The sequence below is a fragment of the Urbifossiella limnaea genome (assembly GCF_007747215.1).
Classification (GTDB): Bacteria; Planctomycetota; Planctomycetia; order Gemmatales; family Gemmataceae; genus Urbifossiella; species Urbifossiella limnaea.
Window position 1 is genome coordinate 5,733,660 of record NZ_CP036273.1, and the last position, 23,542, is coordinate 5,757,201.

The window sequence follows — 23,542 nt, forward strand, 5'->3', positions numbered from 1 at the left end:
TCTCGCCCTTCTCCAGCCGCGCCAGCTCGGTCACCGCGAGCGTGTACGGCACCCGCGCCTTCTCGCCCTCATCCTTCACCCAGCGGAAGTGTGCCCGAGCCGCGTCCCGATTCCCGCGAATCAGGTGGTCGAGCCCCAGGTAGGCCCGTGCCTCGGTTTCCTTGCCCTTGTCGGTGGCGAGCTTCAGCAGCCCTGGCTCGTCCAGGTCGCCGCGGAGGAACCGGACGACGGGTTGCTGCCACCCGGCCTTGAGCTTGTCGGCGCCGGCCAGGAACCACTTCGCCGCCGCGTCGTCCTTCTCCCGCCGGGCCGCGAGGTTGCCGATGATGACGGCTGTTGGCCGAACAGCCTGGGATTACCCGTCCAGGTCGAAAGCCCGTCGGAATTCTCCGGCCGCTCCGGCGCGGCGGGCCAGAAGTAGCGCGACGGCACGCCCCAACACCGCATCTCCGCTCCGCGGGTCGAGGCGAACGGCCTCGTCGTAGTCCTTCAACGCCCGATCCAGTTCTCCCGTCACGCGCAGAACGAACGCACGGTTGTTGAGTACCACGGCACCTGCCGGGGCGAGTCGGATCGCCTCGTCGAAGTCCGCGAGCGCCCGGTCCCAGTCCTCCTTGAGGCGCCAGCACACGCCGCGGGCGTTGAACAGGTCCGCCCGTCGCGGGTCGAGCCGGATGACCTCGTCGAAGTCTTTAATCGCGTGGTCGTACTCTCCGCGGTCCACCCAGCCAATCCCCCGCCGCCAGAGCGCGAACGTGTCCTTCGGGTCCGCCCGGATGCGGTCGGTGAAGTAGGCCGGGGCGTCCTTCGACAGCACGAACTCGTCTTTCTTGGCCCACGCCTCGCGATGGCCGTCGAAGACGCGGATCCAGCCGTTTTTGTCCTCCCGTACCTGAATCAGGTACATGCCCCGGAACGTGTACTGCTCGTACTTGTCGTTGACCCACTTGCCGAAGGTGATGTCCTTGGCGTATTTCTTCCCGACGACCAGCTCGCCTTCCCAGTCGGCCGGCCGATCCTGGGCCGCGGCCACGCCGCCGATCAGCACCAGAACCGCAATCGCTCCCCGCATGTGCGTCCCTCCCCACCCTCCCCGGCAGTGTCGCGCCCGGCCGGCCGCCCGTCTGCGGAAGCCCACACAATCCGCCGGCACTACGGGTATAATCCCCCGTCCCGACCACCGCCCGCCCGGGGTGACAGGACAGCCCTCCCGAACCTCCCGACCGCGCTTCCCTCTCTCACGAGGGTCGCCCCGTTCTTGTCGGTCCCGCCGATTGCCCTTTTCGCGCGGGCCTCCCGGCTTAGAATAAGCCTATTCGGGTCGGACCGACCGTTCCGTCGGGCTCGCGGGGACGTCCGCGGACGGGCACGGGGTGTACAGGGCATCCCTCCAGGAGCATCGCTTGCAGCCGAATCCGGTGGCGAAGGACAAAAAAGTTCGCGTGTTCGAGCTGGCCAAGGACCTCAGCGTCCCCAGCAAGGACCTGATCGCGATGGCGCAGGAGCTCGGGTACGGCGGGTTGAAAAACCAGCTGAACACCCTGGAGCCCGAGCAGATCGACGCACTGAAGGAGCGCGCCAAGAAAGGCCCGCCGAAGGCCGCCGGCGCCGCCCCCGCCCCGACCAAGCCCGCCATCCCGCCGGCCGCCAAGCTCGACACGTCCGTCAAGACGCTGCCCAAGGCCGTCGCCCCGAAGCCCGCCCCGCCCGTCGCCAAGCCGAAGCCCGCACCCGTCGCGGAGGCGGCGCCGGCCCCCGTCGTCGAGGCGCCCGCTCCCGAGCCGACCCCCGAGGCCGAACCCGCGCCGGCCCCGGAACCCGAAGTTCCCGACGTTGTCGCCGAAACTCCCGCGTCCGTAGCGCCGCAATCGTCCCCGACCCCGCCGGCGAACATCATCCCGACCGTCACGGGCGGCGGCGTCCGCAACCTCGGCGGCGGCGTCCGCAACCTGAACGCCCCGCCGCGCCCGGCCGCCACCGCCCCGCCCCGCCCCGTCAGCCCGCCCGCGGCGCCGGTCACGCCGCCGACTGACGTCGCGCCGGCGGCCCGCCCGACGCCGCCGGTGTCGCCGCCGCCGGCCCCGGCTCAGCCCGCGCCGCCGATCGCCGCCGGCCCGCGCCCCGGCACCCCGCCGGCCGGCGGTCAGCCGCCACGGCCCGGCACGTTTCCGCCGGCCGGCGGCCCACCGCGCCCGGTCGGCCCGGTTCCGCCGCGCCCGTCCGGCCCGGTCCCCTCGGTCGGCGGCCCGTCCGGCGCACCGAAGCCCGGCTTCCTCAAGCCGCCGGTCGTGCCGCCGCCGCGGCAGGGGATCATCGCCGGCCCCCGGACTAGCGCCAACCAGTCGCTGCCGCCCGGCGCCACCCAGCGGACCAGCGGCCCCGGCGGCGGCAGCCCCGTGTACCGCCCCGGCCAGCCGCCCGCCGGCGGCCCGCCGCGCCCGCCGGGCGTCGGCGGCCCCCCGGGCGGCCCCGGCCCCCGCCCGCCGGGGGGCCCCGGCGCCAACTCCGTGCGCCTCACGCCCGAGATGCTGGACCGGCTCCGGAAGGCCGCCCAGCGCGGGCAGAAGATCGAGGTGCGCGAGCTCCAGCGCACCCCGCCCGGCGCCGTGCCGCCCCGCCCCGGAGAGGTCCCGCCCCGCCCCGGCAGCCCGCGCGTCGGCCACCAGGGCCCGGCCCGCGAGGGTGACGGCGAAGACGAGGACAAGAAGAAGGGCCCCGGCGGTCTCCCCGCCCGCGGCAACACCCGCCAGCCCGGGCGCCCCGGCGCCGGCCGCGACCGCGGCCCCGGCGGCGGTCAGCCGGCGGTCGTCGTCGGCCCGAACGGGCAAGTCGAGATCGTCGAGCAGCAGTGGGGCTCGCGCCGCGGGCCGCGCGCCGCGCTGTTCCGCAAGAGTCGCCGCACGCAGCAGAAGACGGAGATCACCGGGCCGGTCACCATCAGCCCGCCGATCACCGTCCGCTCGCTGTCCGAGGCCATCGGCATGAAGGCCGGCGAGCTGTCGAAGCGGCTCCTGAAGGAGACCGGCCAGCTGTACGGCGTCAACTCGGCCATCGAGTTCGACACCGCCGCCCTGATCGCCGTCGAGAAGAACATCGAGCTGATCCTCAAGAAGCAGGAGACGGCCGAAGAAAAGCTGCTCCGCGAGTTCGAGGAGGCCGCCGACGCGGTGGACCCCGAGAAGCTCCGCCCGCGGCCGCCGATCGTCACCATCATGGGCCACGTCGACCACGGCAAGACGTCGCTCCTCGACAAGATTCGCGTGTCGAAGGTGGTCGACACCGAGGTCGGCGGCATCACGCAGGTGATCCGCGCGTGGTCCGTGAAGCACAAGGTCGAAGACCCCGAGACCGGCGAGAAGGTGATCGAGCGGCCGATCACGTTCCTCGACACCCCCGGCCACGAGGCGTTCACCAAGATGCGCGCCCGCGGGGCGAACGTCACCGACATCGCCGTCATCGTCGTTGCCGCCACCGACGGCGTCCGCCAGCAGACGGAAGAGGCCATCAACCACGCCCGCGCGGCCGACGTGCGGATCATCGTGGCGATTAACAAGATCGACATGCCGAACGCCGACATCGAGAAGACGCGCCGGCAGCTCTACAGCCTCAACCTGCTGCCCGACGACATGGGCGGCGACACCCAGTTCGTCGAGACCAGCGCCGCCACCGGCCAGGGCATCGACGACCTGCTGACGGCCATCCTGCTGGAAGCCGAACTCAACCTCGCCGACGAGCTGCAGGCCGACCCGGACCGCCCGGCCACCGGCACCTGCCTGGAAGCGTACATGAGCGCCGACGAGGGCGTCATGGCCACGTTCCTGGTGCAGCAGGGGACGCTGAAGCGCGGCGACATCGTGCTGTGCGGCAGCACCTTCGGCCGCATCCGGGCCATGTACTCGGACATGGGCCGGGCCATCAAGGACGCCGGCCCCAGCACCCCCGTCCGCATCACCGGCCTGAGCGAGGTGCCGAACGCCGACGACCCGTTCTTCGTCGTCGACGAGCTGACCAAGGCCCAGGAGATCGCCGACCTGCGGCGGGTGAAGGACCGCGAGAGCGCCCTCAACCGGTTCGCCCCGGTGTCGCTCGCCACCCTCACCGAGGCCAAGTCGAAGATCAAGATCAGCGAGCTGAAGGTGATTCTGAAGGCCGAGGCCCGCGGCTCGGTCGAGGCCATCCGCAAGGAGCTGGAGAAGCTGGTCCACGAAGAGGTGCGGACGCGCGTGCTGCACGCCGGCATCGGGGCCATCACCGAGAGCGACGTGCAGCTGGCCCTGACCAGCCCCGAGGACACGCTGATCGTCGGGTTCAACGTCACGTCCGACGACGCGGCGATGAAGCTGGCCGAGGCCCGCGGGGTGAAGGTCCGCGAGTACCAGATCATCTACAACCTCGTGGACGACGTGAAGGCGGCGCTCGAGGGCCGGCTGAAGCCGATCGAGGAGGTGGTCCACCTGGGCCGCGCCGTGATCCGCGACACGTTCCGCATCACGAAGGTGGGGACGATCGCCGGGTGCTACGTGACCAGCGGCGTCATCGAGCGGAACGCCCGGGTCCGCGTGATCCGCGAGGGCGTGGTGGTGTTCCCGCCGGCCGACAAGGTGGTGGGGCTGGACAGCCTGAAGCGGTTCAAGGACGACGCCAAGGAGGTCCGCGAGGGCTTCGAGTGCGGCATGCGGATCACCGGCTTCGACGACGTGAAGGCCGGCGACGTGATCGAGGCGTTCAAGATCGAGATCAAGCAGCGGACCCTGTGACGCTTGATGATCGGGGATTTATGATTGATGAATGACCAAACCAGAAGCCGCCGCGCGTCGTCGGGCGTCATCAATCATTAATCGCCGATCATCAATGGTTATTGGCTCCCTCACCGCCCGCCTGCTGGTCCGCGACAGCCGGACGCTCAAGGACAAGCGGCAGGTGGTGCGGTCGATCCTGGACAAGGCGCGTGCCGGGTTCGACGTGGCCGCGGCCGAGGTCGGCAGCCTCGACGATGTGAAGGTGGCGGAACTAGCGTTCGCGGCGGTCGGCCCCGAGGCGGCGATGGTGCGCGGGGTGTTGCAGAAGCTGGCCGAGGCGCTGCGCCGCCACCCGGTCGCCGAGTACCTCGGCGGCGACCTGACCGTCGGCCACGAGGTGGTGTGAGTCGTCCCTCGGAGCCGGCCCCGGTCAGGGGTCGGAGCCTACCGCGCGTCGGATGCTCCGACCCCTGACCGGGGCCGGCTCCTGTTCGACCCACCGTCGCCCGCCACACACGAACGACAACGAATGAAGTCCCACCGCCTGGCCCGCGTGAACGAAGTGATCCGGGAGACGGCCGCCAACGCGGTCCTCTTCCAGCTCAAGGACCCCCGCGTTAAAGGGGTGACGGTCACGCGCGCCGAGGTGTCCGCCGACCTGCAGCACGCCAAAGTGTACGTGTCCGTCATGGGCTCCGAGAAGGAGCAGAAGCTCACCATGTACGGCCTCGCCAGCGCCGCCGGGTTCGTCCAGACCAAGATCGCCGAGCGACTCACCACCCGCCACGTCCCGCACGTCACCTTCGTGTTCGACGAGGGGATCAAGAAGAGCCTCGCCATCGCCCAGATCCTCGCCGCCGAGAAGGCGCTGATGGCGCCCGCCGAGCCGCCCCCGGCGGACGACGACGCGGACGACGCGGACGACGCGGACGAGACCGACACCGAAGACGACGCCGACCAGCCCCCGCCCCCCGCCGACGGACCGACGGACCGGGCCGGCTGACCACGACCGGAAAGCGAGCGCCCGCCATGCCGGCGATCACCAACAAGCAGCAGCTCCTCAGCGCAGCCCACGCCGCACTGAAAAAGCGCTACCCGCTGCCGTCCGCCGCCCCCGACGAGCCGCGGCCGGTGCTGGAGGAACTCGTTTACGCCGTCTGCCGCGAGGGCACCACCCCCGCCGACGCCGACCGCGCCTACGACGCCCTGCGGAAAACCTTCGTCGACTGGAACGAAGTCCGCGTCAGCACCGTCCAAGAGGTCGCGGACAGCCTCCGGCCCCTCCCCTCGGCCGGGCTCAAGGCCGGGTGGATCATCGCGCTGTTGCAGGCCGTCTTCGAGATGACCTACTCCTACGACCTGGACGAGTTGGAGAAGAAGGGGCTGAAGCAGGCCGCGAAGCAGCTGGCCCGGTACTTCGACCCGAAGGACCTGGAGAAGCTCGGCCTGCGGCAGGCCGCCAAGCAGGCGGCGCGGCTGGAAACCATGCACGACTACGCCGTCGCGTGGGTGGTGCAGCGCCGGCTCGGCGGCCACGCCATCCCGCTGGACAACCCGACGCTTCGGGTGCTGCGCCGGCTCGGCGTGGTGGAGCCGGGCGAGCCGGAAAGCCTGGAGGCCTTGCGCGGCAGCGTCGAGCACGTGATCCCGAAGGCGAAAGGGCCGGAGTTCACCGACCTGATGAGCGTCCACGCCAAGGAGTTGTGCGTGGACGGCACCCCCGACTGCCCGCACTGCCCGCTGAAGGCCGACTGCCCGACCGCCCCCCAGGTGCTCGCCGCCGGCAAGAAGCCCGGCGAGGGGAAGCCGAAGAAGTCGCGCTGACAGCGGGCGCCCTCACACCGATCCTTCCACAGGGTTCATCCATGTTTCGACGGGCGTTCGGGCTGGCGGTGGCGGCGGCGCTACTGGTCGCCCTCGGCGGGGCGGCCCAGCCGCCGAAGCTCACCCCCGAGCAGACCAAGGCCAAGAACGAGCTGAAGAAGCTCGAAGAGTTCCTCGGCGTGTGGAACCTCGAAGGCTCGCAGAAGGTCGCCGGCAAGGAGACCATCTGGAAAGAGCAGGTGGACTGGAGCTGGAAGTTTCGCACCACCGACCCGACGATCAAGCTCGTGTTCGGCGAGGGGAAGGGTAAATTCTTCACCAGTGGTGAGCTGACCTACGACGTGGCCACGAAGAAGTACAAGCTGGCCGTCACCGGCGCGGACAAGAAGGTGAGCGAGTTCGTCGGCGACCTGAAGGTCGGCGTGCTCAAGGTGGAGCGGAAGGACGCCAACGGCGACGCGTACCGCATCTCGGTGAACACGCTGGCCGACGGCGTGCGGATGCAACTGAAGGTGGAGAAGCAGGAGGGCGGCAAGGGGCTGTTCCTGTCGTCGTTCGGCATGTCCGGCAACCGCAGCGGCGAGTCGCTGGCCGGCGCCGCGAAGAAGGCCGAGTGCATCGTCACCGGCGGGGCCGCGTCGATCCCGGTGGCGTTCGGCGGCAAGCAGTACTTCGTGTGCTGCTCGGGCTGCCGCGACGCCTTCAACGAGACGCCCGAGAAGTACATCGCCGAGGCGGCGAAGAAGAAGTGACTTGTTTTCGCCGCCTGCGGCGTAGCGGCGTTCACGCGCGCTTCGCCGCAAGCGGCAACTCAACTTGTTCAGCCACATCGATCGGTGCTACCCTCCGTACCCCCGGAGGCCGCACACTTGCCCGCGTCCCGCTCCCTGGCCGTCGCCGCCGCCACCAACTGGGCGGCGTTCGCCTGCGCGATGGCCGTCTCGTTCTTGATGGCCCCGTACCTCATCCGCGGTCTCGGCGACGCCCGCTACGGCGTGTGGTGCGTCGTCGAGAACGTCCTGGCGTACTTCACGCTCCTCGACCTGGGCGTGGCCGCGTGCCTGGTGCGGTTCGTCGCCCGTCACCACGCCGCCGGCGAGCGCGACGAGCTGAACCGCCTCGTGTCCGCCTGCCTGGCCGTCTTCGTGGCCGCGGCGGGCGTGGTGCTCGTGGCCGGGGCGGCACTCGTGCCGTTCGTCGGCCCCGGGCTCGAACGACGACTCGGCGAGCCGGGTGACGTTTCACTGTTCATGCTGCTGATGCTCCTGAACGTCGCCGCGACGTTGCCTCTGAGTGTCTTCCCCACCATTCTCGACGGCCTGCAACGCTTCGGCGCCAAGAGCGCGGTCCGGCTGATCTTCTTGGCCCTGCGCGTCGGCGGCATCGTGGTCGTGATGGAGACGCGGCCCGGCCTGCTCGCGCTCGGAGTGGTCTTTACCGTAACGAACCTGCTGGAGCACGCCGCGACCGCGTGGCTGGCTTACCGGTACCTGCCGGGCCTGCGCATCAGCCGCCGGCTCATCGACCGCGCGACACTGCACCGCGTGAAGGGTTACAGCCTCGACTCGTTCCTCGCCATGCTCGCCGGCCGCGTCACGGTACAGACCGGGGCGATCGTCGTCGGCGGGTTCGCCGGCGTCGTTGCGGCGGCGCACTACGCCGTGGCGGCGCGCCTCGTCGAGACGGCGAAGGGGCTGCTGCGCTCGGTAACGACCACGCTCACGCCGGCCGTCAGCGAGCGCGAGGCGACCGGCGACCTGGCCGGCGTGCGCGCGGTGTTCCTCGTCGGCACGCGGTGGGTGTTGTACCTGGTGCTGCCGGTCCACCTGGGCGTCCTGGCGTTCGGCCGGCCGTTCCTGGAGCGGTGGGTCGGAGCCGACTACGCCGTCAACTGCTTCCCCGCGGCCGCGATCCTGTCCGCGACACTGACGATCGGCGTGGCTCAGTCGGCGGCGTCTCGCATCCTGTACGGCATGGGGAAGCTGCGGCTGTTCGCCCGGCTGGCGCTCGTGGAGGCGGCGCTGAACCTGGGCATGAGCCTGGTACTCGTGGGTCCTTACGGGTTGGAAGGCGTGGCCGTCGCGGTGGCGGCTCCGAACCTGTTGTTCTGCGCGGCGACGATTGGCACCGCGGCGTGGGTGCTACAGGTGAGTGCGGTGGCGTACCTGCGTGGGGCGTGGTTGCGGCCGCTGCTGGCGGCGCTGCTGCCGACGGCAGTGTGGGCGGTGACGCCACCCGCGGATGCGACGTGGGGCGCGATCGCCTTCGGCATCGCCTGTGGGCTGGGGCCGTACGCGCTGGCGGTGGCCGCGCTGGAGTGGGTGGGACGATCCTCACGCGCCGCGGCGGGCGTGGTTACGGCCCGAGCTTCGACGCCAGTAGCGTCGCCAGCTCCTCGGGCGACCGCCCGCGGATAAGCACCTGCTTGTTCCGGTTTGTCGGCCCGGTCGCCAGCTCGATTTCCGAGCGCTTCAGCCCAATCCAGTCACGGAGCAGTTCCACGATGGCGGCGTTGGCGCGGCCGTCCTCGGGCGGCGCCGTCACGGCCACCTTGAGCGCGCCGCCGTGCTCGCCGACGACGGCGTTCTTGCGCGCCCCGGGCTGGGCGCGGATGCTCATCAGAACGCCGTCCAGGTGTGGCGTGAGCGTCACCATGCGGGTAGCATACCGGCCATGACGCCGACCCGCCGCCAACTCCTCGCCGCCGGGGCCGCCGCGCTCGCGCCGGTGCCCGTCGCCGCGCTGCCGACCGCCGCCCCCGCCGACCTCGGCATCGACCCGCGCCGCCTCCAGCACGCCTACGACCGCCTCGACGAGTGGACCCGCGGCCCCACCGCCCCCGTCCCCGGCGGCGCGATCCTCGTCGGCCGGCACGGGAAGACGCTCGCCCCGCGCGTCTTCGGCCGACAAGGGCCAGAGCCCGACGCCGGACCGATCCGCGCCGACGGCCTGTTCCTGATGGCGTCGATCACCAAGCCCGTCGTCTACATGGCGGCGATGATCCTGGTCGAGCGCGGCAAGCTGAACCTCACCGACCCGGTGACGCGTTACGTCCCCGAGTTCGCGGCGCACGGCAAGGGGGCGGTGCTGGTGTCGCACCTGTTCACGCACACGTCCGGGCTGCCGGACATGCCGCCGGGGAACGCCGAGCTGCGGCGGAAGCACGCCGACCTGAAAGCCTTTTACGCTGCGGCCGCGAAGGAGACGGCACTCCTGTTCCCACCCGGCACGAACGTCAGCTACCAGAGCTGCGGCACCATCGTCGTCGCGGACATCGTCGAGCGGCTAAGCGGGATGCCGGTCGCGGAGTTCGTGAAGCGCGAAATCTTCGACCCGCTCGGGATGGCGAGCACGCGGCTCGGACTCGGCGGGCTCGACCGCGACCGCGTGGTGCGCGTTCAGCTTCAAGACTACATGGTGGGGAGCGACTTCCACTGGAACACCCCGTACTGGCAGAACCTGGGGGCGCCGTGGGGCGGCATGTTCAGCACGCCGGCCGACTTCGCGGTGGTGCTGCACCTGTTGCTGAGCGGTGGTGCGGTCGGCGGCGTGCGCCTGCTGTCGCCGGCGTCGGTGCGGATGTTGACGACGAACCGCCTGGACGACTACCCCGACTTGCCGGAGCCGTTGCGGCGGACGCAGCCGTGGGGCCTCGGCTGGCGGCTGAACCACCCGGGCACGCCGGGGAGCTGGAGCGATTTGCTGGGGCGCGACGTGTTCGGCCACACCGGCGCGACAGGCACGATGACGTGGGCCGACCCGCGGACCGGCGGGTTCGCGGTGCTGCTGACGAACGCGCTGCGCGAGAAGCAGCCGTGGCGGCTGGTGCATCTGTCGAACGCGGTGGCGGCGGCGTTCGTGTGAACTCACTGGCGAACCGGCAGCGTCAGCCGCCGGGTGGAGATTGCAGACGACTGCCGTGGAAAGCGGTCTACTCCCGCCACCCGGCGGCTGACGCCGCCGGTTCGCCAGGACGCGGCTACTTCTTCTCGCCCGCGTCCGGGTAGCGCAGCTTCCGGTCCGGGTCCGCGAAGCGCGCGTACACCGCGCCGCCGCCCGCCCGCGCCGCGATCGTCACCGTGTGCTCGCCGGGCGCCAGCGTCACCTCGATCGCCACCTCGTCCGGCCGCACCCGCTCGCCGCTCCCCTTTCCGACGCCGGCGGCCTTGCCGTCGATGCGCACCTCGAAGTCGGAACTCGCGCCGACCAGCAACGTCAGCTTCAGGTTCTCGGGTGCTGTCACGCGGGCCTCCACGACGGCGGGCGCACCCTTCGTGTCCGGCAGTGGAATGCGGCCGTCCACGCCCACGCGCGCCGCGGTGCCGTTCACCGTCGCGCTCGTCAGGAACGGATTCGCCATCAGGTAGCGGACGAGGTCGCGGAAGTCCTGCGGGGTCATGTTGTACCCCAGCCCCTCCGGCATCAGCGACCGCTCCACCGTCTGCAACGGGCCGTCCAGGTCCGCCTTGGCGATGGTCTTCAGCACGCCCTGTTCGAGCTTCAGCGTCACCGACTTCTCGTCCTCGGCGTGCAGCACGCCCTGGGACACGGTGCCGTCGAGTAGCCGGGCCGTGCGCAGGAAGTACGGGGCGCCGATGACGCGGTTGGGGTCGATCACGTTCGTGAGGATGTACTCGATGTCGCGGGCGGCGCCCTCCAGCGGCGGCCCCACCTCGGCACCCTTGCCGTCGAACTTGTGGCACTTCGCGCAGTTGGCCTCGAACACCGCCCGGCCGCGGGCGAACGACGCCTGTTCGTCGACGAACGACGCGCGCGTCTTGTCGATGGTGGCGTTCAGCTCGACGGGCGTCGGCCGGGTGCGGCCCCACGCCTTCTCGATGAGGGCGTTCAGCTCGCGGTCGTTGAACGCCTGGATGCGGAGGATGGTGTTGTCGGTCACGGCAGCGCGGTCCACCTTCCCGCCGGACATGCCCCCGAGCAGCGCCTTCGCCCCCTCCTTGCGGCTCGCCAGCGTCGTCACCACGTCGGCCCGCACCTCTCGCGGGTACCCCTTCCAGCCGGCGAGCAGGTCGTCGGGGAGCTTGGGGTTGTCGAAGCCGGCGAGCGCCCGCGCGGCCTCGGCGCGGAGCGGCACGGGTTCGGCGCCCTTCACCAGCTCCAGCAGCAGCGGCGCGGCCTCGGGCGGCCGCAGCGTACCGAGCTGGCGGACGGCCTCGGCGCGGGTGGCAACGTCCTTCGCGGCGTCCTTGGCGGTGTCGAGCGCGCGGCGGATCGCGGCAGGGTCGCGAAAGCTGACGGCCAGCTTGTTCACCAGCGGGACGTGCCTCGGGTTGTTGTCGAGAGCGATTTCGGCGAGCAGCCTGGCCCACGACGGCGGGGGGACCGCAGTTCGGCCGGCGAGCCCGACGGCGAGCCCGTCGAGCGCCTTCTCGCGGCTGTTCACGTCGCGCAGCGACGCGACGAAGCGGACGCAGCGATCCAGGTCGTCGGGATGCCCGGTGGCGACGAGGCGGCGCATGACGCGCGGGACGATCTGGTCGCGCACGAGGATGTTGGTCGGCGCCTGCTCGGCGAGCCACGCCAACTCGGCGTCGGCCGGCGACGCGGCCCCCTCGCGCTTGCCAATGGTCTTCTCGTAGGCGAGCCACAGTAGGTGCGGAATCTGCGGGTCGTTCGCGTCCTCGGCTCGCTTCATCAGGTTGCGAATGATCGCAAGCCCGTCCTCCTTGTTGGCGTCCATCCGCCGGGCCGCGAACGACGCCCACTCCCGCCGAACGACCGGATTCGCCTCCTGGCCGGCGCGGTCGGCGAAGCGAACCGCCCCCGTCCCGTCGTGGAGCCGGATCGACCAGCTACGGACAACAGGGTTCGGGTGGTTGAAATGGTCTGGTGCGTTACGTGTCGCGTCGGAGAGCCACGCGGCCCTGACAGCAGCCCCGTCTCCCGGCAGTACCCTCATCCGCAAGGTGTCCTGGGCAGCCGTCACCTCCTTCGCGTCGGGCCTTTCTTGGAGCAGCCGAAGTGCGGTTCGATACTCCCAAGGGTTCGTACTTGCGAGCACCGACTTCGCGAGTTCCGCGCTCGACTTGCTCCCCAGATCGTCGGCCTTCTTCGTCTGCGTCCCCCTGAGCTGGATGCGGTAGACACGGCCGCGCTCGTAGTCCCAGTCCTCGGCCTTCGCCTGGTGACACGGGTTCTGGTCGTGCCAGTCGATCACATAGATGTCGCCGTTCGGACCCCACCGCATGTTAATCGGCCGGAAGTTCTTGTCGCCGCTCACCAGGAAGTCGTCGCCCTCCGACGCCACGAAGCTGCTGCCGTTCGCCTTCAACACGTTCTGCTTGAAACTGCACCCGTGGATGCTGCCGAACACGACGCTGTTGCGGTACTTTTCCGGCATGTGCGGCACGTCCAGCGAGATGAGGCCGGCGTGCGCCCAGCCGCTCTTCTTGTGGAACGTGTGGTCCGAGATCTCATTGATCTGGCCGAAGGCGTGCGGGTTGAAGCTCGCCCCCGCCTGCCGCTTGTACGTGCCGCCCGGCACCATGTGGTACAGGTGCGGGATCACGCAGCACGCCAGGATAAACTGCCCGTCGGTGTTGCGCCAGTCCATGCCCCACGGGTTTGACGTGCCCTCGCTGAAGATTTCGAACGTCTTGCGCGTCGGGTGGTAACGCCAGACGGCGGCGTTCATCCGCACCTCGGGGCCGTCGGCGGCCTTCACGTTGCTCTGGGTGAAGACGCCGTGCAGGCCGTACAGCCAGCCGTCCGGCCCCCACTGGAAGGTGTTCAGCGTCTCGTGCGTGTCCTGGCTGCCGAAGCCGCTCAGCAGCACGTCGAACTTGCCGGGCTTGTCGTTCTTGTTCTCGATGAACCACAGGTACGGCGGTGCCCCGACGAACACGCCGCCGTGGCCGACCTCGATGCCGCTCGCCATGTCGAACGCGCCGAGCCCGGCCTTCTTCCGCTCGTCGGTCACGGGGAAGTCCTTGCCTTCGCAGAAGACGGTGCGCTTGTCGGCGCGGCCGTCGCCGTCGGTGTCTTCGAGGATGACGATGCGGTCGCGCGGGGTGCGCTTGCCGGCCTTCGACGGGTACTCGAAGCACTCGACGCACCAGACGCGGCCCTTCTCGTCGATGGTGAAGGCGATGGGGTTGGCGAGTTGCGGCTCGCCGGCGAACAGCTTGGCCTCGAACTCGGGGAGCACCTTCATCCGCGCGGCCGTCTCGTCGGGCGAGAGGTACGGCTGGCCGGACGCCTTGCGGTTGTCGAACCCGAACTCCTTCTGGGCGGAGGCGGGCGCGGCCGCGGTGAGGAGCACGACGACGGCGGGGAGGAACCGGCGCATGGAAAGGTGCCTCGTGGGTGGTTCAGAAAGACAGTTTAGACAGGATAACAGGATGAAGCAGGATGCCGAGCAAAGCAATGTTTTGGATCGGCATCCTGCTTCATCCTGTTATCCTGTCTAAACTCTTTCCTGATTCGGAGCGCCGCGATGGCCGACACCTGGACCGTGGCCGGCGTGCAGATGGACTGCCGCCTGGCCGACCCCGCCGAGAACGTCGCCGCCATCGTCGCGCGCCTGAACAGAGCCGCCGACCGCAGCGCCCGGCTCGTCGTGTTCCCCGAGTGCGTCGTCACCGGCTACGGCTTCGACTCGCGCGACGCCGTGCGGGCCGCGGCGCAAACCATCCCCGGCCCCGCGACGGATGAGGTTGCGAAGGCGTGCGCCCGCCGCGGCGTCTGGGCGGTGTTCGGCCTGATCGAGCACGACCACGCCACCGGCAAGCTGTTCAACGCCTGCGCCCTGGTCGGCCCCGACGGGCTTGTCGCGAGCTACCGCAAGCTCCACCTGCCGTGCCTCGGCGCCGACCGGTTCACCGACCCCGGCGACCGGCCGTTCGCCGTTCACGACCTCGGCGGCCTCAAGCTCGGCATGAACATCTGCTTCGACGGCAGCTTCCCCGAGTCGGCGCGCGTCCTGACGCTGCTCGGCGCCGACCTGATCGTGCTGCCGACGAACTGGGCCACGAACGCCCGCATGATGGCGGAGTTGGTGTCGCCGGCGCGCGGCTGGGAGAACCACGTCTACTACCTGGCGGTGAACCGCGTCGGCGACGAGGCGGGGTTCACGTACCTCGGCTACAGCTCGGCGGCGGACTACTTCGGAAACGTGCTGCACCGCTCGCCGGTGGGGGCGGAGGACGTGTTCACGATCGAGGTGGACCCGGCCGCGGCGCGGCAGAAGCGGCAGGTCCACTGCCACGGCGTGTACGAGATCGACCGGGTGAACTGGCGGCGGCCGGAGATGTACGGGCCGCTCGTGGAAGGGACGACGTTCACCGGGCACATGAATCGCGAATAACGGAGCCGGTTGCGGCTCGCGCCGCGCAGCGCGACGCCGCAACCGGCAACCGAGCTACACGTGCTTCCGCCGCGCCAGCCGCAACCCCGCGAACGCCATCGCCAGCGCCGCCGCCAGCCCGGCGACCACGCTGCCGCCGCGCGGCGAGTCGCCGACGGCGGTCTCGTCGTCCGACGGCGACTCGCCGCGCGGCGGGGGCGCGTTCCCGGACTCGTTCTTCTTCAGCGCCTTCAGCACGATGCCGGCCTTGGCGTCGATTTTCTCCACGGCCAGCGTCTCGGTGATGACCGTGCGGGTGTCCTTGGCGTCGATCGTGGTCGAGCTCGGGAAGGCGTGCTTAGCAGTGGCCTGGCCGGGGACCGTGCCCTTTCGGAGAGCGGCGCCGAATTCCTTCATGCCGGCGAACTTCTCACCCGCGCCCTTCGGCACGGCAGCGAACGTCACCTGGCCGTACGGCCCCTTGCGGCGTGCGCCGTCGATCTTCACCGGCGTGTCGGGCCCGAACGGCACCAGCTTCGCGTCACCCATGAAGCCGGTCACGAGGTAGAACTCGTGCTCGGGGTACGTCTTGTCGGTGGTGACGACGTGGTCGACGGTGACGAACTTCTTGCCGGCCGGCGGCGGCACGGCCAGGTCGGCACGGGCGGCGCACACGGCGACGAGGGCCACGAGAAAGGCGGCGGCGTGCTTCACGGTTCGGCTCCGCGGGGGAATGGGCTCACCAGAATACTGGCCGGGAGAGGCCCGCGTCAGCGGTCGATCTCGCCCATGACCACGTCGACACTGCCGATGATAGCCGGGATGTCGGCGACGAGGCAGCCCCGGCACAGCTCGCCCGTGACACTCAGGTTACAGAAGCTGCTCGACCGCGCCCGCACCCGCAGCGGCACGTTCTCCTTCGCCGGCCGGCCGGCCACGCCGAACCCCATCTGCCCGCGCGGGCACTCCGTCTCCACGTACACCTCGCCCGAGGGGAGGTGCTTCGGCGGCTCCACCCGGTGGCTGTACTTCGTCCGCTGCAACTCCGCCAGCTTAGCGTCGTCCGCCTTCGCCTCCTCGGGCGTGAGCGTGGCCCGGCGGGCGGCGAACTCGGCCTTCACCTTCTCGGCCTCGGCGTGGAGGGCGTCGTACCTGTCGAGCGCCTGGCGGGTGATCTTCACCGCCTCGGCCACCTCGCGCATCCGCACGTAGAAGCGGTGCCAGCAGTCGCCCACGACCGCGCCGGGCGGCGCCTCCTTGAACGGCGGCACGATCACGTCGAAGGTGTAGCCCTCGTAACCGCTGTAGGGTTCGGTCTTGCGCAGGTCCCAGTCGGGGTCGCCCTTCGCGCGGTCGAGCGACGCCCGCAGCATCGGGCCGGTGCAGCCGTAGGTCAGCGCCATCTCTTTCGACAGCACGCCGATGCCCGCGGTGCGCTTGACGAAGATGTGGTTGTCGGTCAGCAGCGCGTGGTACTCGGGGATGCGCGGCTCGAAGTAGTCGAGGAAGCGGCGGCAGCGGTCGGTCCAGCCGGCCGGCAGGTCGTCGTGGGCGCCGCCGACGGTCAGGTAGCTGTACGTCAGCCGGGCGCCGCACACGTCCTCGAACAGGTCGAGGATGTGCTCGCGCTCGCGGAAGGCGTACAGGAACGGGCTGAAGCTGCCGAGGTCGAGGCCGTACGCGCCCATGCCGACGAGGTGCGACGCGACGCGGTTCAGCTCGCCGATCAGCACGCGGATGACTTGCGCCTTCTCGGGTATCTTCAGGCCGGCGAGCTTCTCGACGGCGAGGCTGAACCCCAGGTTCATGTTCATCGCGGCGAGGTAGTCCATCCGGTCCGTGTACGGGATGAACTGGATCGGCGTGACGTTCTCGCCGATCTTCTCGGCGCAGCGGTGGAGGTAGCCGAGGTGCGGGGTGACTTCGGAGACGATCTCGCCGTCGGTCCGCAGGACGAGCCGCAGCACGCCGTGCGTGCTGGGGTGCTGCGGCCCCATGTTGACGAGCATCTCGTCGGTGCGGACGTCGAACTCGACGACGGTTTGGTCGGTGGGCATGGTGGGGGTAGCCTACCGAACCGCCGTGCGAAGTGCAAAGGGCTCCGCCGCGAGCGGCGGAGGGGAATCACCGCATCGCCCCCGTGGGCGTCCAGTCGGACTCCGCCGCCGCCGGCAGCACCGGCGGCTCGGGGCTCTCCACCACCACCACGCGCTCGATTCCCTTCTTCTTGATCTTCGTGTGGAGGGTGTCGCGGCTCATGCCCAGCACCTTCGCCGCGTGGCTCACGTTGCCGCCGGTCTGCTTCAAGGCCCGGCGGATGGCCCACGTCTCGATCTCGTCCATGTCCAGGCTCGGCGGCAGGTCCGCGGCCGCCACCGCCGCCGCCGACGCAAGCTCCGACACCCCGCCCAGCGGCAGCGACTCGGCGTCCAACAGGTCGGCCTCGCTCATCACCGCGGCGCTCTCCAGGACGGCCCGCAACTGGCGGACGTTGCCGGGCCAGGTGTACGCCTGCAACTTCCGCATCGCCGCCGGCGTGAGGCGGAAGCTGCGCCGGCACTCGCCCGACACCCGCGCCAGGAAGAACGCCGCCAACTCCGGAATGTCCTCCGGGTGCTCCCGCAGCGCCGGCACGCGAATCTGGATGACCTTCAGCCGGTAGCACAGGTCCTGCCGGAACCGGCCGGACTTCACTTCCTGGTCCAGGTTCCGGTGCGTCGCCGCCACGATCCGCACGTCGACCTTGATGTCGGACGTCGCACCCACAGGGCGGAACGCCTTCCCCTCGATGACGCGCAGCAGCCGGGCCTGGCAGTCCAGCGACAGTTCGCCGATCTCGTCCAGGAAGAGCGTGCCTTCGTCCGCCTGCTGGAACAGGCCGGGGTGGTCGCGGTCGGCCCCGCTGAACGCCCCCTTCTTGTAGCCGAACAGCTCGGCCTCGAGCAGCGTCGGGGCGATGGCCGCGCAGTTGACCACGACCAGCGGGCCGCCGACGCGCTTGCTGTTGCGGTGAATGGCCAGTGCCACGAGTTCCTTGCCGCTGCCGCTCTCGCCCTGCACCAGCACCGTGTACGCCTGCGGGGCCGCGCGAAAGATCTGCTGCCGCAGCGCGATGACCGCGGAACTCTCGCCGATGATGTCGTCGGCGGTCGGCGTGTGCGTCCGCAGGCGGCTGTTCTCGGCCTCGAGCCGGCGGCGCTGGCGGTGGATCTCCAGCCCGTGCGCCAGGTACCCGGCCACGGCCTCGATGAACCGCACGTCGCGCTCGTCGAACGCCCGGCCGGAGCGGTACACGTGCAGGGCCGCGAACGAGTCGCCGCTGCTCGTTTTCAGCGGGATGCAGATGGCGTCGGCGAACGACGAGAGGCTGTCGGTCGGCGGGTGGGCGGCAGTCAGTTCGGGGAATAGCCAGACGGTGCGGCCGGTCTGGTGAGCCTGCTGAGTCAGGCGGCGGGAGAGCGGCATGTCCACCGCCGCAGTCTCGGGCAGCACGACCTTCGGGGCCGGGTCGTCGGCGTCGACGCTGAGGTAGCCGGCGAGCTTGGCGGTGGTTTGGTGGAGTATCGAACGCAGGGCCATCACGATGAGTTCGTGCGGCGTGCGGGCCTCGACGGCGGACGTCATGAACTTGCACAGCGCGGTCAGTTCGTCCATGCGGAGGCGGTTCGCGGACTCTTCGGGCGGCGGGTCGCCCGGGAGGGTGCGCTCGGCGGGCAACTCGTGGACCTTCGTGGAGCCGTGGTAGCTGCCGACGGTCGCCCGGCCGATCGGGAGCGTGACCGGGGCGGCAGGCTTCAACTGCGTCTTGGCGGCGAGGCGGGGGCCGGCCGTGAAGCGGAGCACCACCTCGCCGATCTTGATGACCTCGCCGTCCGCGATCTCGACGGCCCCGGTGATCTTCTGCCCCTCGACTCGTGTGCCGTTGAGGCCGAAGTCGCGGACGTGCCACTTGCCGTCCTCGAAGTACACCTTGGCGTGCAGCCGGCTGGCCAACTCGTCGCGCAGCACCAGGGTGTTGTCGCGGCTGCGGCCGAGGGTGACGGTGGTACCCGGGGAGAGGTCGACCGAGGCGGGCAGGCAGTCGCCGGCCTCGGAGGTGAGTCGGGCTCGCATAACGCCGGTCGCTCCAAACCGGGCCGCCCGTAGGGCTTGCGGGCGGCCCCAGGCGGCCGCCGTCCGGCGGCCGTGCGGGCCGAAACTAACAGCCAACTTTAGCACGCGGAAATCCCGGCGGGCGGCCCGTTTAGCGGCTTACCGGGGGGCGACCGCGGGGGTATTGTACCCTCCCCGCGACTTCACGTGGCACACACCGAAGACGACGGTTGTGCCGGTTCCGATGGGCGAAAAACGATGCAAAATCAAATTGAAGGTCGGGCGTACGTCCTGGGCGACAACATCGACACCGACCAGATCATCCCGGCCCAGTACCTGACGTACAACCCCTCCATCCCGGAGGAGTACCGGATGTTCGGCAAGTACGCCCTCAGCGGCGTGCCGGACGACCAGGCCGGGCTGCCGAAGGGCCACGTCCCGTTCCACCCGCCGGGCGGAGACGGATTCGTGTCGGCGTACAGCATTATCATCGGCGGCAAGAACTTCGGCTGCGGGTCGAGCCGCGAGCACGCCCCGATCGCCCTCGCCGCCGCCGGCATCAAGGCCGTCGTGGCCGAGTTCTACGCCCGGATTTTCTATCGAAACTCCGTCAACGGCGGCTACCTCGTCCCGATCGAAACCCAGGCCCGGCTGGTCGATCAGGTCTGCACCGGCGACGAGTTGGCGATCGACCTGACTGCCGGCACGCTGACCAACAAGACGACCGGCGACACGTGGCAGTTGCTGCCGCTGGGTGAGGTGGCGCCGATCATCGAGGCCGGCGGGCTGTTCCCGTACGCCGAGAAGGTCGGGATGCTGAAGCGGTGACCGCGCCGCCGCGAGCGGCGAAGTCCCGAGCATACCACTACCACGACCCCCCACAACCCACCACCTACGATGCCGCTCTCCATCCGCCCGGACGCCGCCCTCGACCTCGTCAGCCTCGGCGCCCTCGTCCACCGCCTCGACCCCGGCGTCGTGCCGTTCCGCAAGGCGAAGGCGTTCGACATCCACGTGTCCGGCGGCGAGTACAACGTCGCGGCCAACCTGTCCGACTGCTTCGGCCTCCGCACCGCCGTCGCCACCGCGATGGTGGACTACCCGATCGGCGAGCTGATCCAGGCGCAGGTGCGGGCGATGGGCGTGACGCCGTTCTACAAGCACTTCGAGCACGACGGCGTCCGCGGCCCGAACCTCGCCACGGTGTACAGCGACCGCGGCCACGGCGTCCGCGCACCGGTCGTCTTCTACAACCGCTCGAACGAGGCCGCGGCCCGACTGAAGCCCGGCGACTTCGACTGGGCGAAGGTGTTCGCCGGCGGCCTGAAGTGGTTCCACTCCGGCGGCATCTTCGCGGCGCTCTCGGAGACGACGCCGGAGCTCATCATCGAAGGGATGAAGGCAGCGAAGGCCCAGGGTGCCGTCGTGTCGTTCGACTTGAATTACCGGGCGAAGTTGTGGAAGGCGGCCGGCGGCGACGGCCGGGCGGTCGAGACGCTGCGCCGCATCGTGAGCCACGTCGACTGCCTGATCGGCAACGAGGAGGACATGCAGAAGGGGCTCGGCGTGAAGGGGCCGGAGGTGACGGCGAAGACCGAGTCGAAGCTGGACCCCGAGGTGTTCTTCGGCATGATCGAGAACACGGTGCAGGAGTTCCCGAACATCAAGCTCGTGGCTACGACGCTGCGCGAGGTCCACCACACGAACCGGCACGACTGGGCGGCGGTGTTGTGGCTGGAGGGCGCGCGGCACGTGAGCCCGACGTGCGAGTTGGACGTGATCGACCGCATCGGCGGCGGCGACGGCTTCGCGGCCGGGTGTATCTACGGGCTGCTGTCGGGCCGGTCGGCGGACGAGTCGCTGCGGCTGGGGTGGGCGCACGGGGCCCTACTGACCACGTTCCACGGCGACGTGACGATGGCGCGGGTGGAGGAGGTGGAGGCGTTCGCCAAGGGGGGCAGCGCCCGGGTGCAGCGGTGACGGATTTCGCCGCTTGCGGCTTCGCGTCGCCCCGCGCGAAGCCGCGAGCCGCGAAGCCCCGAGCCCCGACTCGGAAACTCGGGTAGACCTGGTAACCCCGCCCCGGTATACGCCCCGTCATTCGCGCGGGATGTGCGGGGAGGACCGGCCGTGGCGGACGACGCGGAGCTGGTCGTCGAGACCCAGCACCTGACGAAGATCTACCAGAACCGGCAGATCGCCCTGAACGACGCCACGCTCACCGTGGAGCCCGGCTGCGTCCTCGGCCTGCTCGGCCCCAACGGCGCCGGAAAGACCACCTTCCTCCGCCTCATCCTCGGCCTCCACCGGCCCACCGCCGGGTGGGCCAAGGTGTTCGGCCGCGTCATGACGCCCAACGCCGCCGACCTGCGGCGCCGCATCGGCTACATCCCCACGAACCCGCAGTTCCCGAAGGGGATGACGCCGATCACGTACCTGGACTACATCGCCAGGCTGTTCGGGCTGCCCGCCGACGTGCGGAAGCCGAAGCTCGCCACCCTCATCCGCGCCGTCGATTTGCTGCCACACTCGGGCGATTCGATCGCCCACTTCAGCGCCGGCATGACCGCCCGCCTTGCCGTCGCCGCCAGCCTGCTGAACGACCCCGACCTCCTCATCTGGGACGAACCGACGCACGGACTCGACATCGAGGCCCGCCGGTCGATGCTGGAACTAATCAAGACGCTGGCCGCGGAGAAGACGCTCATCCTCAGCAGCCACAACCTCACGGACGTGGACGAGGTGTGCAACCACGCCGCGGTGCTGAACAAGGGGCAGCTGATCTTCCACGGCACGCTGCAAGACCTGAAGGGCCGCATCCGCCGCAACCACTACGAGCTCGACATCGACGGAGAGCAGAAGGCGATCACGAAGTGCGTGGCCGCGCTGCGGAACCTGGCCGACTTCAAGCAGGTGCTGTTGCGGCAGCGGCGGCTCGAGATCAAGCTGACGGACGAGGTGCCGAACGCGGCACTCCTGGCGCAGCTGTTCCACCTCCTCGGCGAGAACAAGGTGACGGTCATCTCGGTGCGGACGCTCGGGATGCAGACGGAGCAGGCGTACCTGGACCTGGTCGAGCGCGAGGAGAGCCGCGGGTTCGCCCGGCTGTACAAGGACGAGGCGGCGTAGGCGAGCGGCCCCACCGAGGCACACATGGAACAGACCCCCCCCGTCGTCACCGTCCGGTTCAATCGGTTCCTGCCGTACTGGGCGGTATTCCAGACCGACATGCGGCAGACGCTCCGCGGATGGACGTACCGCCTGTGGGTGCTCGTCACCGTCCTCGCTGCGGCCGGCTTCATCCTGTACCGCGTCGGCGTTCACAACGAGGCCGGCATGTTCCGCTCGGCCGCCGCCCAGTCCGGCGACCTGTTCCGCCTCGTCGTTCTCGGCAGCCTGGCGCTGGTGGTGGTGCTCTCCGTCTCGGCGGTCGGGGCCGAGCGCGGCACCGTCGCCGACTCGGTGCTCAGCCGCGGCATCAGCCGGCACCAGTACTTCCTGGCGAAGTGGCACGCGCGCCTCGTCGTCGTCGTGTGTACGTTCGCGGCGCTCGGCATCGGCGTGCTTGTGGCGAGCTACCTGCTGTTCAAGTCCGACGCCGAGAGCGACCTGACCGCCGGCGGCGGGCTGATGGCCGTCGTGATGGTGGCCGCGGTGCTGGCGGTGATCGTGTCTTGGGGTGTAACGATCGGGGCACTGACGAACGGCACGGTGCTGGGCATCACGGTGTTCTGGGTGGTGCTGTACGGTGCGGGGTTCGCGCTGTCGTGGCTGCCGGAGCCGTGGCCGAGCCCGGACCGGTATCTCGCCCGGTTGCGGTTCGTGCTGAAGGGCGAGTACCAAACGGCGGGCCTGTCGAACCTGGTGCTCGGGGCTGCGGTGCTGAGCACGCTCGCCGCGGCGGTCGGCGTGGTCGGCTTCGCCCGGCGAGACGTGTGAAGCCTACTGCTCAAGATTCGGTAGCCCCTCGTTCCCGCGCTCAGAGGGTAACGGTTCGGCCGCTCCGCTTCCGTCACCGAGTACGATGTGGGTAGCCCGCGCGGAGGCTACCACCGTGATCGTCGTGATGATGGGCGTATCCGGAACCGGCAAGAGCACCGTCGGCAAGCTCCTCGCCGACGAGTTGGGCTGGTCGTTCGTCGAGGGCGACGACTATCACCCGGCCGCGAACGTCGAGAAGATGAAGGCCGGCGTCGCGCTCACCGACGCCGACCGAGGCCCGTGGCTCGCGGCCCTGCGCGACCGCATGGACGCCGCCCTTGCCCGCGGCGAAAACGTGGTGCTGGCCTGCTCGGCGCTGAAGCACGCCTACCAGGACTACCTCGAAGCGCACGACCCGGCACACATCCACCTCGTGTGGCTACACGGCCCCGAGGCCTTGATCCGCGAGCGACTGGCGGCGCGGACGGGGCACTTCATGAGCCCGTCGCTGCTACACAGCCAGTTCCAGACGCTGGAGCCGCCGGCGGACGCGATCCGCGTGGACGTGGCCGACCCGCCGGGGGTGATCGTGGCGCAGGTGCGGCGGGCGCTGGGCGTGTGACGCAGCCGACCCGTATACCACTCCGGTCGCCCCGCCGCA

19 protein-coding genes are annotated in these 23,542 nt (G+C 70.1%); 13 read left to right on the plus strand and 6 right to left on the minus strand.

The window, feature by feature from the left end; all coding sequences use genetic code 11:
- Window positions 1-355: 355 nt before the first annotated feature.
- The gene (locus ETAA1_RS23400; protein ID WP_145242818.1) at window positions 356-1,072 is read right to left on the minus strand and encodes a tetratricopeptide repeat protein; all 717 of its coding nucleotides are present in this window, start codon (window positions 1,070-1,072) and stop codon (window positions 356-358) included.
- Between the two features lie 331 nt (window positions 1,073-1,403).
- Here ETAA1_RS23400 and infB point away from each other — a divergent pair, with 331 nt between their 5' ends.
- From infB to ETAA1_RS23430, 6 genes are all read left to right on the plus strand, one after another.
- A complete protein-coding gene (gene infB, locus ETAA1_RS23405) occupies window positions 1,404-4,757 on the plus strand; it encodes a translation initiation factor IF-2 (protein WP_202920360.1) in 3,354 nt (1,117 codons plus the stop codon).
- A gap of 94 nt (window positions 4,758-4,851) precedes the next feature.
- Window positions 4,852-5,145, plus strand: coding sequence for a DUF503 domain-containing protein (locus ETAA1_RS23410; protein ID WP_145242819.1), 294 nt, complete (start codon window positions 4,852-4,854; stop codon window positions 5,143-5,145).
- Between the two features lie 123 nt (window positions 5,146-5,268).
- Window positions 5,269-5,742 (plus strand): 30S ribosome-binding factor RbfA, encoded by a 474-nt coding sequence (rbfA, locus tag ETAA1_RS23415; RefSeq protein ID WP_145242821.1) that lies wholly within the window; start codon window positions 5,269-5,271, stop codon window positions 5,740-5,742.
- A gap of 26 nt (window positions 5,743-5,768) precedes the next feature.
- Window positions 5,769-6,563 (plus strand): endonuclease III domain-containing protein, encoded by a 795-nt coding sequence (locus ETAA1_RS23420; protein WP_145242823.1) that lies wholly within the window; start codon window positions 5,769-5,771, stop codon window positions 6,561-6,563.
- A gap of 41 nt (window positions 6,564-6,604) precedes the next feature.
- Window positions 6,605-7,315: a hypothetical protein gene (locus tag ETAA1_RS23425; RefSeq protein WP_145242825.1), complete on the plus strand. Its 711-nt coding sequence runs from the start codon at window positions 6,605-6,607 to the stop codon at window positions 7,313-7,315.
- Between the two features lie 117 nt (window positions 7,316-7,432).
- Window positions 7,433-8,980, plus strand: coding sequence for an oligosaccharide flippase family protein (locus ETAA1_RS23430; RefSeq protein ID WP_145242827.1), 1,548 nt, complete (start codon window positions 7,433-7,435; stop codon window positions 8,978-8,980).
- On the opposite strand, the gene ETAA1_RS23435 is transcribed toward ETAA1_RS23430, so the two are convergent.
- Window positions 8,919-9,218, minus strand: coding sequence for a DUF167 domain-containing protein (locus ETAA1_RS23435; RefSeq protein ID WP_145242829.1), 300 nt, complete (start codon window positions 9,216-9,218; stop codon window positions 8,919-8,921). The genes ETAA1_RS23430 and ETAA1_RS23435 overlap by 62 nt on opposite strands.
- 18 nt (window positions 9,219-9,236) lie before the next feature.
- Here ETAA1_RS23435 and ETAA1_RS23440 point away from each other — a divergent pair, with 18 nt between their 5' ends.
- Complete coding sequence (locus ETAA1_RS23440) at window positions 9,237-10,427, plus strand: serine hydrolase domain-containing protein (protein WP_145242831.1); 1,191 nt, start codon at window positions 9,237-9,239, stop codon at window positions 10,425-10,427.
- 115 nt (window positions 10,428-10,542) lie between these two features.
- Here the strand turns inward: ETAA1_RS23440 and ETAA1_RS23445 are convergent, their stop codons facing one another.
- Window positions 10,543-13,872 (minus strand): PVC-type heme-binding CxxCH protein, encoded by a 3,330-nt coding sequence (locus ETAA1_RS23445; protein ID WP_145242833.1) that lies wholly within the window; start codon window positions 13,870-13,872, stop codon window positions 10,543-10,545.
- Between the two features lie 147 nt (window positions 13,873-14,019).
- On the opposite strand from ETAA1_RS23445, the gene ETAA1_RS23450 reads away from it, so the two are divergent.
- The gene (locus ETAA1_RS23450) at window positions 14,020-14,889 is read left to right on the plus strand and encodes a carbon-nitrogen hydrolase family protein (RefSeq protein WP_145242836.1); all 870 of its coding nucleotides are present in this window, start codon (window positions 14,020-14,022) and stop codon (window positions 14,887-14,889) included.
- A 54-nt stretch (window positions 14,890-14,943) separates the two neighbouring features.
- On the opposite strand, the gene ETAA1_RS23455 is transcribed toward ETAA1_RS23450, so the two are convergent.
- The 3 genes from ETAA1_RS23455 to ETAA1_RS23465 form a co-directional block, all read right to left on the minus strand.
- Window positions 14,944-15,582 carry a hypothetical protein gene (locus ETAA1_RS23455; protein WP_145242838.1) on the minus strand — a complete coding sequence of 213 codons (639 nt, stop codon included), beginning with the start codon at window positions 15,580-15,582 and terminating at the stop codon, window positions 14,944-14,946.
- 56 nt (window positions 15,583-15,638) lie between these two features.
- Complete coding sequence (locus ETAA1_RS23460; protein ID WP_145242840.1) at window positions 15,639-16,925, minus strand: NADH-quinone oxidoreductase subunit D; 1,287 nt, start codon at window positions 16,923-16,925, stop codon at window positions 15,639-15,641.
- A 67-nt stretch (window positions 16,926-16,992) separates the two neighbouring features.
- A complete protein-coding gene (locus ETAA1_RS23465; protein ID WP_145242842.1) occupies window positions 16,993-18,981 on the minus strand; it encodes a sigma 54-interacting transcriptional regulator in 1,989 nt (662 codons plus the stop codon).
- Between the two features lie 237 nt (window positions 18,982-19,218).
- Between ETAA1_RS23465 and ETAA1_RS23470 the strand changes: the two genes are divergently transcribed.
- The 5 genes from ETAA1_RS23470 (at window position 19,219) to ETAA1_RS23490 (ending at window position 23,503) form a co-directional block, all read left to right on the plus strand.
- Window positions 19,219-19,788, plus strand: a complete 570-nt coding sequence (locus ETAA1_RS23470; protein WP_145242844.1) for a 3-isopropylmalate dehydratase — start codon at window positions 19,219-19,221, stop codon at window positions 19,786-19,788.
- Between the two features lie 69 nt (window positions 19,789-19,857).
- A complete protein-coding gene (locus ETAA1_RS23475; RefSeq protein ID WP_145242846.1) occupies window positions 19,858-20,940 on the plus strand; it encodes a sugar kinase in 1,083 nt (360 codons plus the stop codon).
- Between the two features lie 150 nt (window positions 20,941-21,090).
- Complete coding sequence (locus ETAA1_RS23480; protein WP_145242849.1) at window positions 21,091-22,089, plus strand: ABC transporter ATP-binding protein; 999 nt, start codon at window positions 21,091-21,093, stop codon at window positions 22,087-22,089.
- 24 nt (window positions 22,090-22,113) lie between these two features.
- Entirely contained in the window at window positions 22,114-22,899 is a 786-nt protein-coding gene (locus tag ETAA1_RS23485; RefSeq protein WP_145242851.1) for an ABC transporter permease, read from the plus strand.
- Window positions 22,900-23,014: 115 nt separating this feature from the next.
- Window positions 23,015-23,503: a gluconokinase gene (locus tag ETAA1_RS23490; RefSeq protein ID WP_145242853.1), complete on the plus strand. Its 489-nt coding sequence runs from the start codon at window positions 23,015-23,017 to the stop codon at window positions 23,501-23,503.
- The last annotated feature ends 39 nt before the right edge of the window (window positions 23,504-23,542 follow it).

Bases quoted from the DNA above. Each gene is read 5' to 3' on its own strand.
- ETAA1_RS23445 (WP_145242833.1), bottom strand. From the start codon at position 13,872: ATGCGCCGGTTCCTCCCCGCCGTCGTCGTGCTCCTCACCGCGGCCGCG.
- ETAA1_RS23470 (WP_145242844.1), top strand. From the start codon at position 19,219: ATGCAAAATCAAATTGAAGGTCGGGCGTACGTCCTGGGCGACAACATC.
- ETAA1_RS23475 (WP_145242846.1), top strand. From the start codon at position 19,858: ATGCCGCTCTCCATCCGCCCGGACGCCGCCCTCGACCTCGTCAGCCTC.
- ETAA1_RS23450 (WP_145242836.1), top strand. From the start codon at position 14,020: ATGGCCGACACCTGGACCGTGGCCGGCGTGCAGATGGACTGCCGCCTG.
- ETAA1_RS23485 (WP_145242851.1), top strand. From the start codon at position 22,114: ATGGAACAGACCCCCCCCGTCGTCACCGTCCGGTTCAATCGGTTCCTG.
- ETAA1_RS23400 (WP_145242818.1), bottom strand. From the start codon at position 1,072: ATGCGGGGAGCGATTGCGGTTCTGGTGCTGATCGGCGGCGTGGCCGCG.
- ETAA1_RS23425 (WP_145242825.1), top strand. From the start codon at position 6,605: ATGTTTCGACGGGCGTTCGGGCTGGCGGTGGCGGCGGCGCTACTGGTC.
- ETAA1_RS23460 (WP_145242840.1), bottom strand. From the start codon at position 16,925: ATGCCCACCGACCAAACCGTCGTCGAGTTCGACGTCCGCACCGACGAG.
- ETAA1_RS23420 (WP_145242823.1), top strand. From the start codon at position 5,769: ATGCCGGCGATCACCAACAAGCAGCAGCTCCTCAGCGCAGCCCACGCC.
- rbfA (WP_145242821.1), top strand. From the start codon at position 5,269: ATGAAGTCCCACCGCCTGGCCCGCGTGAACGAAGTGATCCGGGAGACG.
- ETAA1_RS23435 (WP_145242829.1), bottom strand. From the start codon at position 9,218: ATGGTGACGCTCACGCCACACCTGGACGGCGTTCTGATGAGCATCCGC.
- ETAA1_RS23410 (WP_145242819.1), top strand. From the start codon at position 4,852: ATGGTTATTGGCTCCCTCACCGCCCGCCTGCTGGTCCGCGACAGCCGG.
- ETAA1_RS23440 (WP_145242831.1), top strand. From the start codon at position 9,237: ATGACGCCGACCCGCCGCCAACTCCTCGCCGCCGGGGCCGCCGCGCTC.
- ETAA1_RS23465 (WP_145242842.1), bottom strand. From the start codon at position 18,981: ATGCGAGCCCGACTCACCTCCGAGGCCGGCGACTGCCTGCCCGCCTCG.